The 19,310-nt window shown below is 74.3% G+C and carries 10 protein-coding genes; 6 read left to right on the top strand and 4 right to left on the bottom strand.

Annotation, left to right across the window (positions count from 1 at the left end; genetic code table 11):
* The first annotated feature begins 11 nt into the window (after positions 1 to 11).
* The 4 genes from MTP13_RS01980 (at position 12) to MTP13_RS01965 (ending at position 5,771) form a co-directional block, all read left to right on the top strand.
* Positions 12 to 1,985, top strand: coding sequence for a DEAD/DEAH box helicase (locus MTP13_RS01980; RefSeq protein ID WP_243569391.1), 1,974 nt, complete (start codon positions 12 to 14; stop codon positions 1,983 to 1,985).
* Between the two features lie 387 nt (positions 1,986 to 2,372).
* Positions 2,373 to 3,764, top strand: a complete 1,392-nt coding sequence (locus MTP13_RS01975) for an NtaA/DmoA family FMN-dependent monooxygenase (protein WP_243569390.1) — start codon at positions 2,373 to 2,375, stop codon at positions 3,762 to 3,764.
* 98 nt (positions 3,765 to 3,862) lie between these two features.
* On the top strand, positions 3,863 to 5,191 hold the full coding sequence (locus tag MTP13_RS01970; protein ID WP_243569389.1) for an aminotransferase class V-fold PLP-dependent enzyme: 1,329 nt from the start codon (positions 3,863 to 3,865) through the stop codon (positions 5,189 to 5,191).
* An 88-nt stretch (positions 5,192 to 5,279) separates the two neighbouring features.
* The gene (locus MTP13_RS01965; protein ID WP_243569388.1) at positions 5,280 to 5,771 is read left to right on the top strand and encodes an FBP domain-containing protein; all 492 of its coding nucleotides are present in this window, start codon (positions 5,280 to 5,282) and stop codon (positions 5,769 to 5,771) included.
* 30 nt (positions 5,772 to 5,801) lie between these two features.
* Here MTP13_RS01965 and MTP13_RS01960 read toward each other — a convergent pair whose 3' ends face one another.
* Entirely contained in the window at positions 5,802 to 6,563 is a 762-nt protein-coding gene (locus tag MTP13_RS01960) for an SGNH/GDSL hydrolase family protein (protein WP_243569387.1), read from the bottom strand.
* A gap of 116 nt (positions 6,564 to 6,679) precedes the next feature.
* Between MTP13_RS01960 and MTP13_RS01955 the strand changes: the two genes are divergently transcribed.
* Positions 6,680 to 13,693, top strand: coding sequence for a DUF5979 domain-containing protein (locus MTP13_RS01955; protein WP_243569386.1), 7,014 nt, complete (start codon positions 6,680 to 6,682; stop codon positions 13,691 to 13,693).
* A 169-nt stretch (positions 13,694 to 13,862) separates the two neighbouring features.
* On the top strand, positions 13,863 to 15,230 hold the full coding sequence (locus MTP13_RS01950) for a GH1 family beta-glucosidase (RefSeq protein ID WP_243569385.1): 1,368 nt from the start codon (positions 13,863 to 13,865) through the stop codon (positions 15,228 to 15,230).
* 39 nt (positions 15,231 to 15,269) lie between these two features.
* Here MTP13_RS01950 and MTP13_RS01945 read toward each other — a convergent pair whose 3' ends face one another.
* From MTP13_RS01945 to MTP13_RS01935, 3 genes are all read right to left on the bottom strand, one after another.
* Positions 15,270 to 16,832: a PucR family transcriptional regulator gene (locus MTP13_RS01945; protein ID WP_243569384.1), complete on the bottom strand. Its 1,563-nt coding sequence runs from the start codon at positions 16,830 to 16,832 to the stop codon at positions 15,270 to 15,272.
* Between the two features lie 118 nt (positions 16,833 to 16,950).
* A complete protein-coding gene (gene kynU / locus MTP13_RS01940; protein ID WP_243569383.1) occupies positions 16,951 to 18,231 on the bottom strand; it encodes a kynureninase in 1,281 nt (426 codons plus the stop codon).
* A gap of 84 nt (positions 18,232 to 18,315) precedes the next feature.
* Positions 18,316 to 19,308, bottom strand: coding sequence for an amidohydrolase family protein (locus MTP13_RS01935; protein WP_243569382.1), 993 nt, complete (start codon positions 19,306 to 19,308; stop codon positions 18,316 to 18,318).
* Positions 19,309 to 19,310 lie beyond the last annotated feature (2 nt).

Raw genomic sequence — 19,310 nt, 5'->3', positions numbered from 1 at the left:
TACCCTGGAGCGTGACCTCAGACGACTTCCCGACGCCCGACCCGGCCGACGCAGCACCCCCCGCCGGTACTGCCGAGGCCGAGGAGTCCGCCGTCGACGCCCCCACGGACGCCCCGTCCGACGCCCCCGCCGACGCTCCCGCCGCGCCGGCCTCGCCCTCCGGCTTCGCCGCGCTCGGCCTCGACGGGCCCGTGCTCGCCGCGCTCGACGACGTCGGCTACGAGACGCCCTCCGCCATCCAGGCCGCGACGATCCCGCTGCTCCTCGAGGGCCGCGACGTCGTCGGCCTCGCCCAGACCGGCACCGGCAAGACGGCGGCGTTCGCGCTGCCCATCCTCGCCCGCCTCGACCTCGACGTGCGCGAGCCGCAGGCGCTCGTGCTCGCCCCGACCCGCGAGCTCGCGCTGCAGGTCTGCGAGGCCTTCGAGCGCTACGCCGCGCACCTGCCCGGCGTGCACATCCTGCCGGTCTACGGCGGGCAGGGCTACGGCGTGCAGCTCTCCGCCCTCCGCCGCGGCGTGCACGTCGTCGTCGGCACGCCCGGCCGCATCATGGACCACCTCGACCGGGGCACGCTCGACCTCTCCGGCATCCGCTACCTCGTGCTCGACGAGGCCGACGAGATGCTGCGCATGGGCTTCGCCGAGGACGTCGAGTCGATTCTCGCCGACACGCCCGACGACAAGCAGGTCGCCCTGTTCTCGGCCACGATGCCGGCGATGATCCGGCGGATGTCGCAGCAGTACCTGCACGACCCCGAGGAGGTGCGCGTCGCCGGCAAGACGCAGACCTCGGCGAACATCACCCAGCGCCACCTGGTCGTCTCGCACATGCAGAAGCTCGACGCCCTCACCCGCATCCTCGAGGTCGAGAACTTCGAGGGCATGATCGTCTTCGTCCGCACGAAGAACGCCACCGAGGAGCTCGCCGAGAAGCTGCGCGCCCGCGGCTTCTCCGCCGCCGCGATCAACGGCGACCTCGCGCAGGCGCAGCGGGAGCGCACGGTCGAGCAGCTGAAGTCGGGCGCGCTCGACATCCTGGTGGCGACGGATGTCGCGGCCCGCGGCCTCGACGTCGACCGCATCAGCCACGTCGTGAACTACGACATCCCGACCGACTCCGAGCCGTACGTGCACCGCATCGGCCGCACGGGCCGCGCCGGGCGCTCGGGCGACGCGATCAGTTTCGTGACGCCGCGCGAGCGCGGGCTGCTCGCCCGTATCGAGAAGGCGACGCGCCAGCCGATCGCGCAGATGCCGCTGCCGAGCGTCGACGAGGTGAACGAGACCCGGCTCACCCGCTTCGACGACCGCATCACCGCGGCGCTCGACGAGACGAGCCGAATCGAGGCGTTCCGCGACATCATCGCCCACTACGTGCGCCACCACGACGTGCCCGAGGTCGACGTGGCCGCCGCGCTCGCCGTGGTCGGTCAGGGTGAGTCGCCGCTGCTGCTCGAGCCCGACCCCGAGCCCCGCTTCGAGCGTGGGCGGCGCGACGACGAGCGGCGCGGCCGCCAGCGCGACGGCGACGACCGTGGACGCGAGCGCCGCGACTGGGACGACCGCGACGGCGGCCGCGAGCGCCCGGAGCGCCGTCGGCGTACCGACGCCGGCGAGCTGCGCAGCTACCGCATCGCGGTCGGCCGCCGGCATCGCGTCGAGCCGCGGCAGATCGTCGGCGCGCTCGCGAACGAGGGCGGCCTGCGCCGTGAGGACTTCGGGCGCATCCAGATCCGCGGCGACTTCTCGCTCGTGGAGCTGCCCGCCGAGCTGCCGCGCGACGTGCTCGACCGGCTCGAGGGCACCCGCATCTCGGGCCGGCTGATCGAGCTGCGCCCCGATCGCGGCGGCCAGCAGCGCTTCGATCGCGACGGGGATCGCGGCCGCCGGCGCGACGACGACCGCGGGCGGCGGCGCGACGAGGAGCGGAGCGGACCGCCCGCGCGCAAGCCGCGGCACAGCTCCCGCCGCCGCGAGGACTGATCCGCCACCCGCAGCAGAACGCCGAGTTGCCCGACTTTCATGAAAGTCGGGCAACTCGAGGTCTGGGGTCGCGCTGGGCCGCCGGGCGCGGGTGCTGGGAGCCCCCGGGCTCGGGGCCCGGGGGTCGCCGCCGGAGCAGGCTCTCGCGGCGAACGGGCGCACAGGATCGGGGGATCCGCTGCGCACCCGCCTCGACTGAGAGACGACTCGCCCCGCCGAACATGACGCCGCGATTCCTGCGAATCCGCTGAGCGCCCGAGCCGGCTGTGCGACCGCGTGTTGCGCCGTCTTACCCCGTGCGTCGGCGGGGGCTCGCGAGCCCCGCCGGCCGCGCCTACCGTCATCGGGACGGGCCCGATCCGGGCGCGCGACCGGGGGAGGCGCAGCATGGCGAGGCTCATCATCGGCGCCATGGTGCGGGCGCTCGGCGCCTACCCCTCCGGCTGGCGCTACCCGGGCGCGCACCGCGACCCGCGGGGCGACGCCGGGGTGCTCCGACTGACCGCCCGGCTCGCCGAGCGCGCCCGCCTCGACCACCTCTTCTTCGGCGACTGGCTCTCGACCGGCCCCGAGCTCGCCCACCGGGATCCGTACCTGCTCGCCCGCATCGACCCGCTCTCGGCCGTCGCGCACCTCGCAGCCGTCACCGAGCGGATCGGCCTCGTCGCCACGGTCGACTCGAGCTACGCCGACCCGTACTCGGTCGCCAGGGCGACGGCCTCGATCGATCTGCTCTCCGGGGGCCGGGTCGGGCTGAACCTCGTCACGACCGCCGACGCCAGGGCGGCCGGCAATCACGGGCTCGACGCCGAGCGAGTGCATCCGAGCCGCTATGAGCGCGCGGTCGAGTTCGAGACGGTGCTGAAGCGGCTCTGGGACTCCTTCGACGACGGCGCGATCGTCGCGGATGCCTCGACCGGCGACTTCCTCGATCCGGAGGGCGTGCACGAGGCGCGCTTCCGCGGCACGCATCTCCGCGTCGACGGAGCGTTGAACGCCGTACGCCCTGTGCAGGGGCATCCGCCCATCATCCGCTCCGGGGCCTCGCCGGCCTCCCGGCTCATCGCCGCCCGCAGCGCCGACCTCGCCCTCGTCGCGGCGGACGACCTCGCCCACGCGGTCGCGGTGCGCGAGGAGCTGCGGGCGCTCGCCTTCGAGTCCGGCCGCGACGACCGCACGCTGAAGGTCATCGCCCCGGTGCTCCCGATCGTCGCCGAGACGCGGGCGGGGGCGCAGGCCATCGCCGACGAGCTCTCGGAACTCGTCCGGCTCGTCGAGGACTGGCCCGACGGGCCGCCATCGGGCTTCCCCGCCGAGCGTTCGCTCGCGAGCCTGTCACCGCTCGTGGGGGTTGACCTGCAGGGCGTGTCCCCGGATCTCGCGGTCACCCCTGCCATCGCGGCGCAGTTCGGCCAGGCCGGGCAGCAGCTCGTCGAGATCGTCGCGGAGCGCACGGGCCGCACGCCGGCGGGGCTCCGTCCGCCGACGCTGCGCCACCTCGTGGTCGCGGCGGCGGTGACCGCGCCGATCATCGTCGGCACCGCCGACGACGTCGCGACCGAGTTCGAGGCCTGGGGCGAGGCCGGCGCGGTCGACGGATTCAACGTGCTGTCCGCGGTGCAGCCCTCCCAGTTCGAGGCGTTCACCTCGCTCGTCGCGCCCGAGCTGCAGCGTCGCGGGCTGCTGCCGCGCGCCTACGAGGGGACGACGCTGCGCGAGCACCTCGGCCTCGGCCGCCCCGACAGCGTGCACAGCGCGTTGGGTGCGCTGCACGGCTGAGCCGCGGCGGATGGGACCGCATGACGCCGTGTGACGCCGCGTTCCGGTGTGTGACCGGGACGCTGGCGGGCCTCGCCCGGCGGTCGTAGCGTCGCCGCATGACTGGAGCGAGCACGGTGGCGGAGCGGAAGGCGCGGGCGACGGAGACCCCGCTGATGCCGCTCGCCGCACTCGCCGACCGGGGGCTCGTCGTCCCCGTGCTCGGCGGCGACCGGGTGCCGCACACGAACCTCGATCTCGCCGCCTCGGCGCCGCCGCTCGTCGCGGTGGCGCAGCACGTCGCCGAGATCACCCCGTGGTACTCGAGCGTGCACCGCGGCACCGGCTACGCCTCCGAGCTCGCGACGGAGCTCGTCGAAGGCTCCCGGGCGGCCGTCGCCCGGCACGTCGGGGCCCGGGACGAGGACGTCGTCGTGTTCACCCGCAACACGACCGACGCCCTCAACCTGCTGGCGAGCGCGGTCCCGGGCGATGTCGTCGTGCTCGACCTCGAGCACCACGCGAACCTGCTGCCCTGGCGGAGCCGCCGCGTCGTCGTCGCGCAGCCGAGCGTCGAGGGCACGCTGCTCGCCCTCGAGGCGGAGCTCGCCCGATGTCCTGCCGCCCTCCTCGCCGTCACCGGCGCGTCGAACGTGACGGGGGAGCTGCTGCCGATCGCCCGGCTCGCCGAGCTCGCCCACGCGCACGGCGCGCGGATCGCGGTGGACGCCGCGCAGCTCCTGCCGCACCGGCGCGTCTCCCTCGCCGAGTCCGGCGCCGACTACCTCGCCTTCTCCGGGCACAAGGCCTACGCGCCGTACGGCGCCGGTGCGCTCGTCGGCCGGGCCGACTGGCTCGACGCCGCGACCCCCTATCTCGCGGGCGGCGGCGCGGTCGCCGACGTCTCGCTCGACGCCGTCGCCTGGCGGACGGGCCCCGAGCGGCACGAGGCCGGCACGCCGAACGTGCTCGGCGCGGCCGCGATCGCCGCGGCGCTCGCGGAGTTCGAGCGCCTGGGCGAGCCGGCGCGCGCGGCGCACGAGTCGGCCCTCGCCGCGCGGCTGGGGGCGGGCATCGACCGGGTCGCCGGGGTGCGCCGCATCCGGGCCTTCGACGACGCGCCCGAGGCGCTCGGCATCGTCACCCTGGAGCTCGAGCACGGTTCGGTCGGGCTCCTCGCGGCCGCGCTCTCCGCCGAGCACGGCGTCTCGGTGCGGGCCGGTCGCTTCTGCGCGCACCCGCTCTTCGACCGTGTCGCGAGCCGCTCGAACGGCCTGCGGGCGAGCGTCGGCCTCGGCACGGGCGAGGCCGAGATCGACCGCTTCCTCGTCGCCCTGGAGCAGCTCGTCGCCGAGGGCCCGCGGGCGAAGTACCGCCGGACCCCGGAGGGCTGGAAGCCGGTCTCCGACGACCGGCCGCGCCCGGCCCTGCTGCACCGCGCGGGCTGACGCGGCGCCGGGGGGCCGCGCCCGGGCGCCCGGGCCTGCGCCTGCGGCGCCGCTGCGGGCGTAGGGTGGCTGGGTCGGAGGGAGAGGCATGCGCGCGCTCAGCGAGGCGGAGATCCGCGGCTCGTTCGTCAACGCCACGCCGGCCGAGCTCGAGCAGTTCGAGCTGCCGATCGAGGTGCTCGTCGCCGAGTGGGAGCGGCTCGACGCGCTCGCCTGGCGCGACCGCTCGAACCGGCGGCTCGGCTACCTCGTGACGCTCCTCGACGACGAGCCCGTCGGCATCGTGCTGCGCGCGGCCGAGACGACGATGTCCCGCCATCGCGCGGCGATCTGCAACCTCTGCCACACGCAGCAGCCGGCCGACCAGGTGACGCTGTTCTCGGCGCGGCGGGCGGGGCCGGCGGGGGCGAAGGGCGACTCGCTCGGCAGCTACCTCTGCGCCGACCTCTCCTGCCAGGAGAACGTGCGCCTGCACGCGCCGCTCGCGCCCGCGGAAGTCCGCGACGGCTGGCAGGCGCTGCGCCGCATCGAGGGCCTCGCCCGGCGCACCAGGGACTTCGTCGCGAACGTGCGCGGCTGAGGCATCCGCCGGCTGAGCCGGTCCGGCCCCCTAGGGCAGCGAGAACGGCTCGAGCACGGGCCGCTTCGCGGTGCGGCCGTCGCCGGAGCTGCGGCCGGTGAGACGCCGGCCGATCCAGGGCAGCACGAACTCGCGGTAGTAGGCCGCGGTATTGCGGCTGCGCGGGCCGGCCGGCGCAGCCGCGACCTCTTCGACGCCCCACTCGGCGGGCACGGGCACGCCGATCGCGGTGAGCACGTTGCTCGCGACGCGGGCGTGGCCGAGCGAGTTCAGGTGCAGCTTGTCGGGGGACCAGTACCGGATGTCGCGGAGGCCCCGGTCGGAGAAGTTGTCGACGAAGGTGACCCCGTCGAGTGCGCCGACGTCGGCGAGCGCGCGGGTGAGCCGGGCGCCGCGGGAGTCCATCATGCGGCCCATCGGCAGGTGGTCGCTGGGGTTCGCGCCGCTCAGCATGAGCACGTGCACGCCGGCGGAGCGGATGCGCAGCACCGCCTCGCGGAAGCGATCGGCGACGGCCGCCTCGTCCATCCGGGGGCGCATGATGTCGTTGCCGCCGCCGTTGAAGCTGATCAGCTCGGGGCGCAGCCGGATGGCCGCCTCGAGCTGCTCCTCGATGATCGGGCCGAGCTTGCGGCCGCGGATGGCGAGGTTCGCGTAGCGCACGGGTTCGCGCGCGTGGGCGGCGAGCCCGAGGGCGACGAAGTCGGCCCAGCCGCGCACCGAGCCGTCGGGCAGCTCGTCGCCGACCCCCTCGGTGAAGCTGTCGCCGATGGCGGCGTAGCTCGTGTACATGCCTCCACGGTACTCGCCCGACTCTCGACAGCGGACCCACTACTCCGGTTGAATGAGCGAGGGTGCCGCCGACTGGCGAGAACCGGCCGGATGCCCCGGGGTGCTAAGGGGGAGCAATGGCCGTGTCGCGTCGCATCCGCAGGATCCTGTCGGGCGGGATCGCCATCCTCGTCGGGGCGGCGCTCGCCATCCCGCTCGGGGCGATGCCCGCGCAGGGCGCCGAGGTGACGAGCGTCCTCGAGGTGCGGAAGCAGGCCTCGGTCACCGAGGTCCACCCCGGCGACGTCTTCAGCTACACCGTCCAGGTGTCCTGCTCCTCGCTCACCGACACCGGCTGCGAGGGCGCCGTGCTCACCGACGCGGTGCCGGCCCCCTTCGTCCCGATCTCCGCCGCGGTCAGCGGCGCATCGGCGGACCAGCCCACGATCTCCGGCAGCGACGTGTCCGCGACCTTCACCCAGGACCTCGGCAACGGGCGCACCGGGCTCCTCGACAACACCACCGCCACCGTGACGATCACGGTCAAGGCGCCCGACGAGCTGCCCTACGACCTCAACGGCGTGCCGATCACCAACACCGCGACGGCGACCGCGACGAACGCCGAGCAGAAGCAGTCCAGCGTGAACGTCACGACCGTCGTCGACTTCGAGCCCGGCACCGAGGCGACGAAGACGATCGAGCCGCCCTCGGCCGTCGCCGCCCCCGGCACCCCGCTCACCGTCGCGGTCGGCGGCACCAACACGTCGAACGGCTCCGTCGACCGGATCGTCATCAGCGACCCGGCCGACCCCAGCCAGCCCGGCGCCTTCGACCTCCTCGCCCTGCAGTCCGTCGATTCGGTGAGCTACCCGGAGGGGGCCGACACGGCCGTGCTCTCCTACTGGGACCCGGTGACCTCGACCTGGGTGCCCGGGCCGCCGGCGACGGCGCCGGCCGTGCCCGGCCCGCCCGCTGCCCCGGCGCCCGCGGACGCCGGCGGCTTCCGCGTCGAGTTCACGAACTCGACGGGCGAGGCGACCATCCCCGCCGGCGCGCAGGCCGGCGTGAGCGCCACCATGGTGCAGGGCGAGGGGGTGGCCGACCTCACCGAGGCGACCACCGTGCCCAACACCTCGAGCAGCACCGTCGGGCGCGGCGACGACGAGAGCTCCGGCACCGCCGACGACGACTACCGGATCGTGCTCGACCCGGTGGTGGTCGCCGCGGACAAGCGCTTCACCCCCTCGGAGGTGCTGCCCGGCGAGACGAGCCAGGTCGACCTCACCGCCACCAACGCGGGCGAGACCGAACTCGACCGGATGACGGTGACCGATCCGGCGTCCGGCGACTTCACGAGCGACGCCGCCTTCGACGGCTTCACCGGCCCGATCGGCTGGCCGGACGGCGCGGATGCCGCGACCCTCGTCTACCGCTACAGCGACGGCACGACGAGCCCCGTCCTCGATCTCGAGGCGGGCGTCGACCCACCCGCGCCCGACCCGACGAAGACGGTGGCCGGCTTCGCGGTCGAGTTCACCGGGACCATCACGGAGGGGGCGGAAGCGACCATCTCCTTCGACGTCGCCACCGACCCGTCGCTCGTCGGCCCGCTCACCATCCCGAACACGGTCGGCGTCGAGGGCGAGGCGGACGGTTCGACCGCGAGCGACGAGCACACCGCCGAGCTGACGGTGCTCGAGAAGAAGCTCGCCGTCGGGACCACGAAGAAGATCAGTCCGGGCTCCATCCCCTCCGTCGCCGGCGAGCTCGCGACCGTGCAGCTGCCGACGCAGCTGCTGAAGCCCGACTCGACCACCTCCGCGACGCAGATCGTCGTGCAGGACCCCGCGACGATCCCCGATCCCGGCTGGTGGAACAGCTTCGACGTCGTCGCGATCACGAAGACCGACATCCCGCCGGGCGCGACGCTCACCGTCAGCTACTGGAGCATCTCGCAGCAGCAGTGGGTCGTCTTCGACGGCGCCGACCACGTGACGACGCCGAACCCGTTCTCGATGACCGTGCCGCCCGAGCTCCGCGACGACATCGGCGGCCTCCAGTTCCAGTTCGACGACCCGAACGGCTTCCCGCCCGGCACGACCGTGCAGCCGAACTTCACGAGCGCGCTCCGCGACCAGCTCCGCGACGGCTCCGGGCCCGCGGCGGGCAGCGACGAGCCCGTGCCGAACTGCGCCTCGGCCGGGGCGACCGCGCCCGGCGTCGACCCGGGCTCGGCGACGACGCCCGAGCCGTGCCCGACGATCGACCTCATCCCGGGCGAGGGCGGCACCGGCGACCTGATCGACAAGGCGTGGGTCGACCCGGTGCCGGCCGTCGTGATCGCCCGCAGCGGCGAGCAGGCGACCGCCAGGCTGAACTGGTCGACCGGCGGCTACTCCAACCTCGACCGGGTGGTCGTCGCCGACACGGCCGACCCGCCCGCCGACGACGCCGCGATCGCGGCGACCGTGTTCCAGGCCTTCGACCTCGTCGAGATCGCCGAGATCACGAACGACCCCTGGCTCCAGTACGACCGCGTGACCGCCGTGGAGCTCTGGAACGGCTCGGCCTGGGTGCCGACCGAGACGGACCCCTGCGCCGGGAGCGCCTGCGACGGGGCCTTCCCCGGCTACCGGCTGAGCGATGCGGAGCGCGCGTCGACGACCGGCGTGCGGCTCGTCTTCGAGGAGTACCCCGCGCCCCGCGAGGCATCCGACGCGCCCATCGACGCCCCGCTGCCCGGCAGCGGCGTCGCGCGCTCGAGCGGCAACGACCGCCCGCTCGACCTCGTCTTCGAGCTCCGCGACCTGGTCAGGGTTCCGTCGAGCGACCCCGACCCGGTGCTCGGCACGCGGCCCTACAACACCGCCACCCCCGGCGACGTCGACAACACCGCCTCCGCGACCGGCTACGTCGACGACGAGCAGTTCGTGCGGGACACGGCGGCCGACGTCATCTCGATCATCGACCGGCCGCTGAACACCACCGTCACCAAGGGCTGGACGGGTGGCGCTCTCGGCATCCCGCCGGCCGGCACCGCGGAGACCGACTACCCGAGCGGCCGCGTCACCATCATCGGCACGAACGCGACCGTCGCCCAGGTCGACACGCTGAGCGTGAGCGACCCCTCGCCCGGCCAGGCCGCGCCGACCGCGTTCGACGAGTTCAACCTGAAGCGGATCGTGAGCGTCTCCGTGCCGGGCGGCACCGTGACCGCACGGGTGTTCCTGACCCGCGCGAGCGGGGCCGTCGACGAGATGTCGATCGACGCGGCGACCGGGCTCGGCGCCGCCGCGCTCGCCGACGTCGTCGGCATCGAGGTCGTGCACCAGGGCCGCATCGCCGCGGGCGACAGCACTCGCCTCGTGATGGACCTCCAGCTGCGGGCGACGCACCGCACGGGCGGTGCACCCGTCACCGCGGTCGACTCGCCCGTGCAGAACACGGCGCAGAGCGTCGTCGAGGACCTCGGCGGGGTGAACGGCGAGCACCGCGTCACGGACGACGACGACGCGCTCATGCGGCTCGCCCAGCTCGAGATCGGCGTCGTCGCCGGGAAGACGTTCTCGCCGCAGGGGCAGCTCGAGCCGAACCGCAACCCGATCACGATGACCCTGAGCGCACGGCCGACCGGCTCCGCGCGCGCCTCGGAGCTGGTGGTGGTCGACGAGGAGCCGAGGTTCTGGAACGCCTTCGACTTCGTCGACTTCGCGTCGAACTTCACGCTCGCGACGCCGATCACGCGGGTGCAGGTGGATGCCTTCACGGGAGCGAGCTTCACCGCCGAGCCCGATGGCTCGCTCAGCCGCTCGGGCGGCGCCTGGGTGACCGGCAGCCCGGGCACGACGCCGCAGCTGCCCGCCGGGGTGCAGCCGGAGGACGTGCAGGGGCTGCGCTTCACCTTCACGCGGGCGGACGGCGCGCAGTGGGAGAACCCCGCGAACCCGCTGCAGCAGATGCCGCTGCTCGTGCAGCGCCGCCTCGAGTTCCGCAGCGGCGGCGACGTGCGCACCGACCTCGTCATCGACGGCAACACGCCGGCCCCCGGCGAGACGGAGCTCGGCACCTTCACGAACGACGTCCAGGCCACCGCGAACTCCTTTCTGAAGAACGGCTCGGGCGACCCGCTCTACACGAAGTCGGCGTCCGCCGAGGCGCAGGCGAGGTACCTGCACTACGAGACCTCGGTCGCCGTGACGAAGGGGCCGCAGGGCGTGCAGCTCCCCGGCGCGCCGATCCCGTTCACGCTCGAGGTCATGAACACGGGCACCGCCCCGATCACGAACCCCGTGGTCACGGACCGGATCCCGATGCAGGACGGCGAGCCGCTGCTCGTCTTCGATCCGATGCTCGTCGGCTCGCCGTACTCGTACGCGCTCGAGGGCGACCCGCCCGACCCGGCGAACGGCACGCCGATGCCGACCGATCCCGCCGACGTCACGACCGACGTCGCAGCCGACGGCAGCAGCATCGTCTTCAGCTTCCCCCCGGGCACGGTGCTCGAGGCGGGGCAGACGTACACGATCACCGTGCTGCTGATGTTCCGGCCGGGCGTCGAGGCCGGGCAGCAGGTCGAGAACGGCTTCGACGTGACCGCGGACCGGCCGTTCGACTTCTGCGAGGGGCGACCCGGTCCGCGTGACACCTGCGCGGACACCACGATCGTGTACCCGGCCGACGTCGGGGCGATGCGCGCGGTCAAGCTGGTGCGGGCCGACGACGGCCTCGGCGTCACGAACGTCGAGGACCCGAGCGCGTCCGGCGACTGCACGCCCGTCGTCGCCGGCTTCTACGACGCGCCCTGCGTGCCGATCACGAAGCCGGGCTCCACGGAGACCTGGCTCGTCGCCGGCCAGAACACCGGAACGATCGCGGCGGACCGGGCGATCGCCGTCGACCGGCTGCCGACCCCCGGTGACGGGGGCGCGCTCGTCGACCTCCCGCGCGGCTCGCAGTGGGCGCCGGTCTGGGTCGGCAACGCGACGACGCATCCCTTCCCCGGAGGCCGCGTGCCCGACTCCTTCGAGGTGTTCGGCACGAGCGACGCGAACCCGTGCGTCGTCGAGCTCCAGGACCCCGCGGCCGTCTGCCCGCCGGGGGCGTGGACCCCGATCGACGAGCTCGATCCCGCGACGGTCACCTCGGTGAAGTTCGTCATGGCGTTCACCTCGGCGCTGCTGCAACCGGGCGAGGCCGCGGCGCTCACCTTCCAGACCCGGTCGCCGGCCGTCTCGCCCACGGCGGGACCCGACACCATCGCGTGGAACACCGCCGCGACCGGCGGCAGCAGCCCGTCGAGCTACGTGCTGCCGAGCGAGGGCCGCCGCGTCGGCGTCGCCCTCGCGACCGGCCCGATCCAGGTCGTGAAGCGGGTGACCGGCGACGGGGCGGCCTTCGCGCCCGAGGAGTTCCAGGTGCAGCTGAGCTGCACCTCGGCGATCGGCACGCCCGTCGAGACCGTGCTGCCGCCGATCGAGCTGACCCTCGTCGCCGACGAGGTGCAGACCGTCGAGGACCTGCCCTGGGGTGCGGAGTGCGAGCTCAGCGAGGTCCCGGGCGAGAACGGCGAGACGAGCTCCGCGTCGACCACCGCGGTCGTCGGCCGCGACACCGACCCCGTCGGGCTCGTCGAGCTCGAGAACGTCTACGAGCTCGCCGGCCTCGCGCTCGAGAAGCAGGTCACGAGCTCCGCGGTCGATCAGGACGGCGAGCCCGTCTCCTACGGCCCGTTCGCCTTCGAGGTCAGCTGCAGCTACCTGGGCGAGGAGGTCGTCGCCGACGGCTACCCGGCGGGGCAGCCGATGGCGGTCGAGCTGGCCGACGGCGAGCGGGTCGAGCTCACCGGGCTGCCGGCGGGGGCGGTCTGCTCCGTCGAGGAGACCGGGACGAAGGGCGCCACCGGCACGACGCTCACCGTCACCGAGGGCGACGGGCCACCGGAGTCGGGGCCGGGCACCCAGGTCGACGTGACGCTGCCGCCCGTGGACGCGGAGGGGCAGCCGACCGTGCTCGTCGAGGCCGACAACGCCTTCGACGTCGGGACCGTCGTGATCGAGAAGGTCGCCGACGGCCCCGGCGCCGAGGACTTCGGCCAGGGACCGTTCACCCTGCACCTCGAGTGCGTGCTCTCGGACGACTCCGGCATCCGCACGGTCTGGGACGGCGACCTCGTGCTGCCGACCCCGGAGGGCGAGTGGTCGACCGAGGTCGACGGCATCGCCGCGGGGGCGTCCTGCACCGTGACCGAACCCGACCCGGGCCTCGCCGACGAGGTCGCGATCTCGCCGGACGGCCCATTCCTCGTCGGTGCGGAGACGCCCGTCGAAGTGACGGTGACGAACACCTTCCTCGCCGGTTCGCTGCACGTCGTGAAGCAGCGCACGGGCGACGGTGCCGAGCGCTATGGGGCCGGGCCGTTCACGGTCTCGCTCGCCTGCACGCTCCCGCTCGAGGGCGGGCCGGTGCCGGTCGACATCCCGGGCGGCGCCGAGCGGGTGCTGAACGCGGCGAACGGCTACGAGGCGGACTACGAGCCGCTGCCGGCGCGCGCGGAGTGCGAGCTCAGCGAGCCGGGCACCGGCGGGGCGAACGACGTGCGGATCACCGACGAGGACGGCGAGCCGGGTGCGACGTTCGTCGTCGAGCCCGGCGTCGAGCGCAGCTTCACCGTGACGAACGTCTTCGAGCTGGGCGCGATCGAGGTGGTGAAGACGGTGACCGGCTCGGGCGCCGCGGCCGCCGCCGACCGCACGTTCACGGTGCAGCTCACCTGCGTCCGCGACGACGGCGGCGAGGGCGTGCAGATCGCGATCCCGGGCGGGGCGACCCGCACGCTCTCGAAGGCGACCTCGCTCACGACCGTGTACGAGGAGCTGCCGACGGGCGCGGCCTGCGAGCTCGTCGAGACGGATGCCGCGGGCGCCGCGCGCACGACGCTCACCCCGCACGTGGACGACCCGCGCACGGCCTCGGTGATCGTCGGCTCGGGCGACGCGGTGCGGATCGACGTGGTGAACGAGTTCGACGCGGCGCCGCCGATCGCCCGCACCGGCGTCGACCCGCTGCCGATCGCACTCGTCGCGGGAGGCATCCTGCTCGCCGGGGGCGCGGTGCTCGCGATCGTGCTGATCCGCCGTCGTCGTCAGCGCTAGCCGCCGCTCCGCACCGTCCAGATCCAGGGTTGCCCGACTTTCATGAAAGTCGGGCAACCCTGGGTTGGAACGGTGCGCGCGGGGCGTGGGGTGCGTAGGGTGGGGGAGTGGGTCAGATGACCCAGTTCGGGGCGACGAGGCCCCGGTGACCCGGAGGGCGAGGATGCCGATGGCCGAGACGACGAGGATGCCGGCGTTCCCGGCCGGATTCCGCTGGGGTGCCGCGACCGCCGCCTTCCAGATCGAGGGCTCCCCGCACGCCGACGGCCGGGGCACCTCCATCTGGGACGTCTTCGCCGCCGAACCCGGCCGCATCCTCGACGGCCGCGATGCGGCGACGAGCGCCGACAGCTACCGCCGCTTCCGCGACGACGTGGCCCTCCTCGCCGAGCTCGGCGTCGACGAGTACCGCTTCTCGATCTCCTGGCCCCGCATCCAGGCCGAGGGCCGCGGCCCCGCGAACCCGGCCGGCCTCGACCACTATGCGCGCGTCGTCGACGCGCTCGCCGAAGCCGGCATCAGCCCGCTCGTCACGCTGTACCACTGGGACCTGCCGCAGGCGCTCGAGGACGAGGGCGGATGGCTCGCCCGCGACACGGCGGCGCGCTTCGCCGAGTACGCCGCGCTCGTCGTCGAGCGACTCGGCGACCGGGTCAATCGCTGGATCACGCTGAACGAACCGGCCATGACGAGTCTGCAGGGCTACGCCCTCGGCGAGCTCGCCCCCGGCCGAACGCTCATGCTCGGCGCGCTGCCCACCGTGCACCACCAGTTGCTCGGCCACGGCCTCGCGGTGCAGGCCATCCGCGCGGCGCGCCCAGGCGCCGAGCTCGGCATCACGAACAACCACACCCTCGTCGAGCCCGCCTCCGACGCCGAGGGCGATCTCGTCGCGGCCGGCGCCTTCGACGCGATCTCCAACCGCATCTTCGCCGAGCCGGTGCTGCTCGGCCGGTACCCGGACCTCGCGCCGCTCGGGCTCGAGTCGTTCCCCGGGGTCGAGGACGGCGACCTCGAGCTCGTCTCCGCGCCGCTCGACTTCTACGGCGTGAACTTCTACAACCCCACCCGGGTGGCGGCGGCCGCACCCGGCTCGCCCTTTGCCGAGGCCGGGCTGCCGTTCGAACCGGTCGAGATCCCCGGCGTCCCCGTGACCGGCTTCGGCTGGCCGGTCGTTCCCGAGGCCCTCGAACGCCTGCTCGTGGGCCTCCGCGACGCCTACGGCGACGCGCTCCCGCCGGTGGCGATCACCGAGAACGGGGCGTCCTACCCCGACGAGGTCGTCGGCGGCCGGGTCGCGGACGCCGAGCGCATCGCGTACCTCGACGGGCATCTTCGGGCGGTGCACCGGGCGATCGAGGCCGGGGTGGACGTGCGCGGCTACGACGTGTGGTCGCTCATCGACAACTTCGAGTGGGCCGACGGGTATACGCAGCGCTTCGGGCTCGTGCACCTCGACCTCGACACCGGCGAGCGCACCCGAAAGGACTCCTTCGACTGGTACCGCCGTTTGATCGCCGAGCAGCGCGCGGGCTGACGCGCGCACGGCGGCCGCGTGCCGCCGGCCGCGCCGCCGCTATTCGACCGCGAGCAGCGCCGCCCAGAGGTCGGCGCGCGCATGGAAGCCGGAGAGGTCCCGGCCGAGCAGCCGCTCGGCGAGTCCGACCCGGCTGCGCACGGTGTGCCGGTGCACGCCGAGCGCCTGCGCGGTGGCGTCGAACTGGCCGCCGTTCTCGAGCCAGGTCCGCGTCGTCGCGACCAGGGAGCTGCCGTTCTCGCGGTCGTACTCGGTCAGCGGGGCGAGCGTGGCCCTGGCGACCGCCCTGGCATCGGTGCGCGCGAGGAAGGCGAGCACGCCCTGCCGGCTGATGTCGTCGAACCACGCGACGCCAGAGCCCGCCTCGCGGGCGCGCTCGTAGCCGCGCACGGCCTCCTCGTGGGCGTCGGCGAGCTGGGCCAGCGAGCTCGGGTCGCTGACGCCGACGGCGAGCTCGAACTCGGCGGCGAGCTCCTCGGCGAGCTCGGCGGCGTCGGGCTCCTCGGCGAGCACGACGACGTGCTCGGCCTCGCGGCCGAAGAAGAGCCGGCCGCCGCGCTCGTCGACGCGCAGCTCCAGGAGCTCGACGAGCCGGTCGATGCCGTCCTCCGGGGCGCTCGTCACGAGCACCCGCAGGGGCGCCTCGGGCAACGGTCCCCACATCTCGCCCGCGACGTCCGCGGCGAGGCCGACGTCGCCCGCGAGCAGCGAGCGCAGCAGGCCGGAGCGGAGGTGCCCGCGGGCGCGGTCGAGGTCGCGGTTCTGCTCGAGGGCGAGTCCGGCGAGCGCGATCACCGAGGTGACGACCTCGCGGCCGGCCTGGTCGAGCTCCGGCGAGTCGCCGATCGCGAGCACGCCGCGGAGGGCGCCGCCCGAGCCGAGGGTCTGCAGCGTCATCCGCTGCGGCCGGCCCACCGTGCCGCCGGCCTCGACGGCTCGGCTCGCCCGCTGCCCGCGGCGGAGCATGGTGCGCGCCTCGCCGACGACCTCGCCGAGCGCCGGTTGGCCGAGGCCGCCGAGCGGGAACTCGCGGTCGAGGCCGCCCGTCGAGTCGATGAGGCCGACCCAGGCGCCGAGCCGCTTGGAGAGCTCGGCGAGCGTCGCCGAGAGCCCGTCGGGGCGGAGCGCGGCGAGCGAGATGGCGCGCTGCGCCTGCAGGGCCCAGGCCTGCCTGGCGTAGGCGTCCTCGGCGATGAGGTCGGCGACGGTGCGCGCGATCGCGATGAACGGAGTGCGGTAGGGCACCTCGAAGAGCGGCAGCCCCGAGGCCAGGCACGCCTCGACGAGGGCGGCGGGCGTGCCGGCGCGGGTGACCTCCGTGCCGAAGCCGAGCGCGGCGATGCCGGCGTCGCGGAGCCGGGTCACGTAGGCGCCGACGTCGGCCGGGCCGCCGGGCTGCGGTGCGCCCTCCTCGCCGAGCCAGGTGCCGGTGGTGAGCAGCACCTGCCCCGCGTCGAGGAACGGGGTGGGGTCGACGAGATCGGAGCTGTGCGCCCACGTCACCGGGGCGGCCAGCGCGCCGTCGGGCAGCGAGTCCGCGGGCGTGAGCAGGCGGAGCGTCAGCTCGGGGCGGTCGAGCAGGGTCTGCACGGTGGGCTTCACGGCGGCTCCTCGGAGGGCTCCTCCGTCGACGGCGCGAGCGCGGGCGGGGGCACGTGCTGGTGTACGCCGCGTCGAACGGATCAGCCCCGAGTGTACAGCCGGGCCCTGCGCTCCCGGCCTACGTGACGAGGCCGCGGCGGGCGAAGCGCGGCTCGCGCCAGCGCTCGCTCGCGAGCACGTCCTCGAGGGCGTCCACCGCGTCGCAGACGTCGGCGTGCGAGACGTAGAGCGGCGCGAAGCCGAAGCGGACGAGATCGGGCGCGCGGAAGTCGCCGATCACGCCGCCGTCGATGAGCGCCTGCATCACGGCGTAGCCGTCGGCCGCGCCGATCCGCAGCGACACCTGGCTGCCGCGCCGGGCGGACTGCCTGGGCGTGACGACCTCGACGTCCCAGGCGCCGAGCCGGGCGTCGACGAGCGAGATGAACAGCTCGGTGAGCCGCAGGCTCTTCTCCCGCAGCGCCTCGAGGTCGACCTCGGCCCAGAGCTCCAGGCTCGCCTCGAGACCCGCGAGCGCGAGCAGCTGCGGCGTGCCGACGCGGAAGCGGCCGATGCCCTCGGCGGGGGCGTAGCCGAGCTCGAACGCGAACGGCCGGGCGTGGCCGTGCCAGCCGGTCAGCGCGGGCCGCGCCTCGGCCTGGTGCCGCGCGGCCACCCAGATGAAGGAGGGCGAGCCGGGCCCGCCGTTCAGGTACTTGTAGGTGCAGCCGACCGCGAAGTCCGCCCCGGCGGCGTTCAGCTCGACGGGCACCGCGCCGACCGAGTGGCAGAGGTCCCAGACGACGACCGCGCCCGCCTCGTGCACCTGCCGGGTCACCTCGGCGAGGTCGTGCATCCGCCCCGTGCGGTAGTCGACGTGGGTGAGCACGACGACCGCGACGTCCTCGTCGAGCACCTCGGCGAGGGCCGGCCCGTCGTCGGCGATGAGCCGGCGCTCGAGCGGCGCGTCGCCGCCGAGCAGCTCCTGCACCGACTCGAGCACGTACAGGTCGGTCGGGAAGTTGCCCCGCTCGGCGACGATCGCCCGCCGCCCCGGCCGCAGCCGCGCCGCCGCGACCACGGCCTGGAACAGGCTCGCCGACGTCGAGTCGCCGAGCGTCACCTCGCCGGGCGCCCCGCCGATGAGCGGCGCGATCCGGTCGCCCAGCACGAGCGGCTTCTCGAACCATCCCGCGTCGTTCCAGCTGCGGATGAGCCCCTGCCCCCATTCCTCGGTGACCACCCGGGCGACGTGGGACGCCGTCGCCCGGGGGAGCGCACCGAGGGAGTTGCCGTCGAGGTAGACGACCCCGTCCGGCAGGACGAAGCGCTCGCGGAAGTGCGCGAGCGGGTCGGCGGCGTCGAGGGCCGAGCAGGTGCTGCGGTCGATCGGCTGGCGGGCCTGGGTGTCGAGGGTCATGCGCTGCTCCGGAGCTCTCGGTGGGACGTGCGGGATCGGTGGACGGATGGATGGATGGCGAGGCCGCGGCCCGGCGGCCGCCGCTCAGCGGCCGAGGAAGCGCCGGGCGTTGCCGTGGCGGATGGCCGCCTTCTGCGCCTCGTCGAGGAAGTCGGCCCGATCGACGACCGCCCCGACCGGCCGTTCGCCGAGCGGGTACGGGTAGTCGCTGCCGACCATGACCTGCTCGGCGCCGAGCGTGTCGACGAGCAGCCGCAGCGCGATCGGGTCGAACACGACGGAGTCGACGCTGAAGCGGTCGAGGTAGGCCGACGGCGGCCGCTCGCTCACGCCGACGAGGTCGGGTCGCTGCTGCCAGGCGTTCTCGAAGCGGCCGAGCCAGAAGGCGAAGGAGCCGCCGCCGTGGGCGAAGGCGATCCGGAGCGACGGCGGCACCCGGTCGAACACGCCGCCGAGGATCATCGCGATGATCGACAGGTGCGTCTCGGCGGGCATGCCGGCGAGCCAGCGCGCCATCCAGCGCTCCAGTCGCGGCGAGCTCGGCATGTCCCACGGGTGCACGAAGACGGGGATGCCCCGCTCCGCGCAGTGCTGCAGGAACGTGACGGTGCCGGCGTCGTCGAGGTCGCGGTCGCCGACGTGGTTGCCGATCTCGACGCCCGCGTGGCCCGAGGCCATCGCGCGGTCTGCCTCGGCGCACGCGGCGTCCGGGTCCTGCAGCGGCACCTGGGCGAACGGGATCAGCCGGCCGCCGCCGGGCTCGCAGATCTCCAGCGTCAGCTCGTTGAAGATGCGGGCGACCTTCGCGGCCTGGTCGCCGGACTTGTCGTAGGAGAAGAAGACCGGCGTCGGCGACACCACCTGCAATTCGACGCCGTCGGCGTCCATGTCCGCGAGCCGGGTCTCGGCATCCCAGGCCTCGGCGCCCACGCGACGGAACTCGACGTCCCCGAGCAGGATCATCGCCTCGCGCTCCGAGTCGACCCGCAGCGACGGCCAGACCCCCGGCCCGGCCTGCGTCTGCAGGTCGGGCCAGGCGTTCGGCACGGAGTGCGTGTGGACGTCGATGGTTCCCAAGG

The sequence above is a fragment of the Agromyces soli genome (assembly GCF_022811605.1).
GTDB classification, from domain to species: Bacteria; Actinomycetota; Actinomycetes; order Actinomycetales; family Microbacteriaceae; genus Agromyces; species Agromyces soli.
The sequence above is the reverse complement of the archived record's forward strand: the minus strand, read 5'-3'. Positions and strand labels throughout refer to the sequence as shown.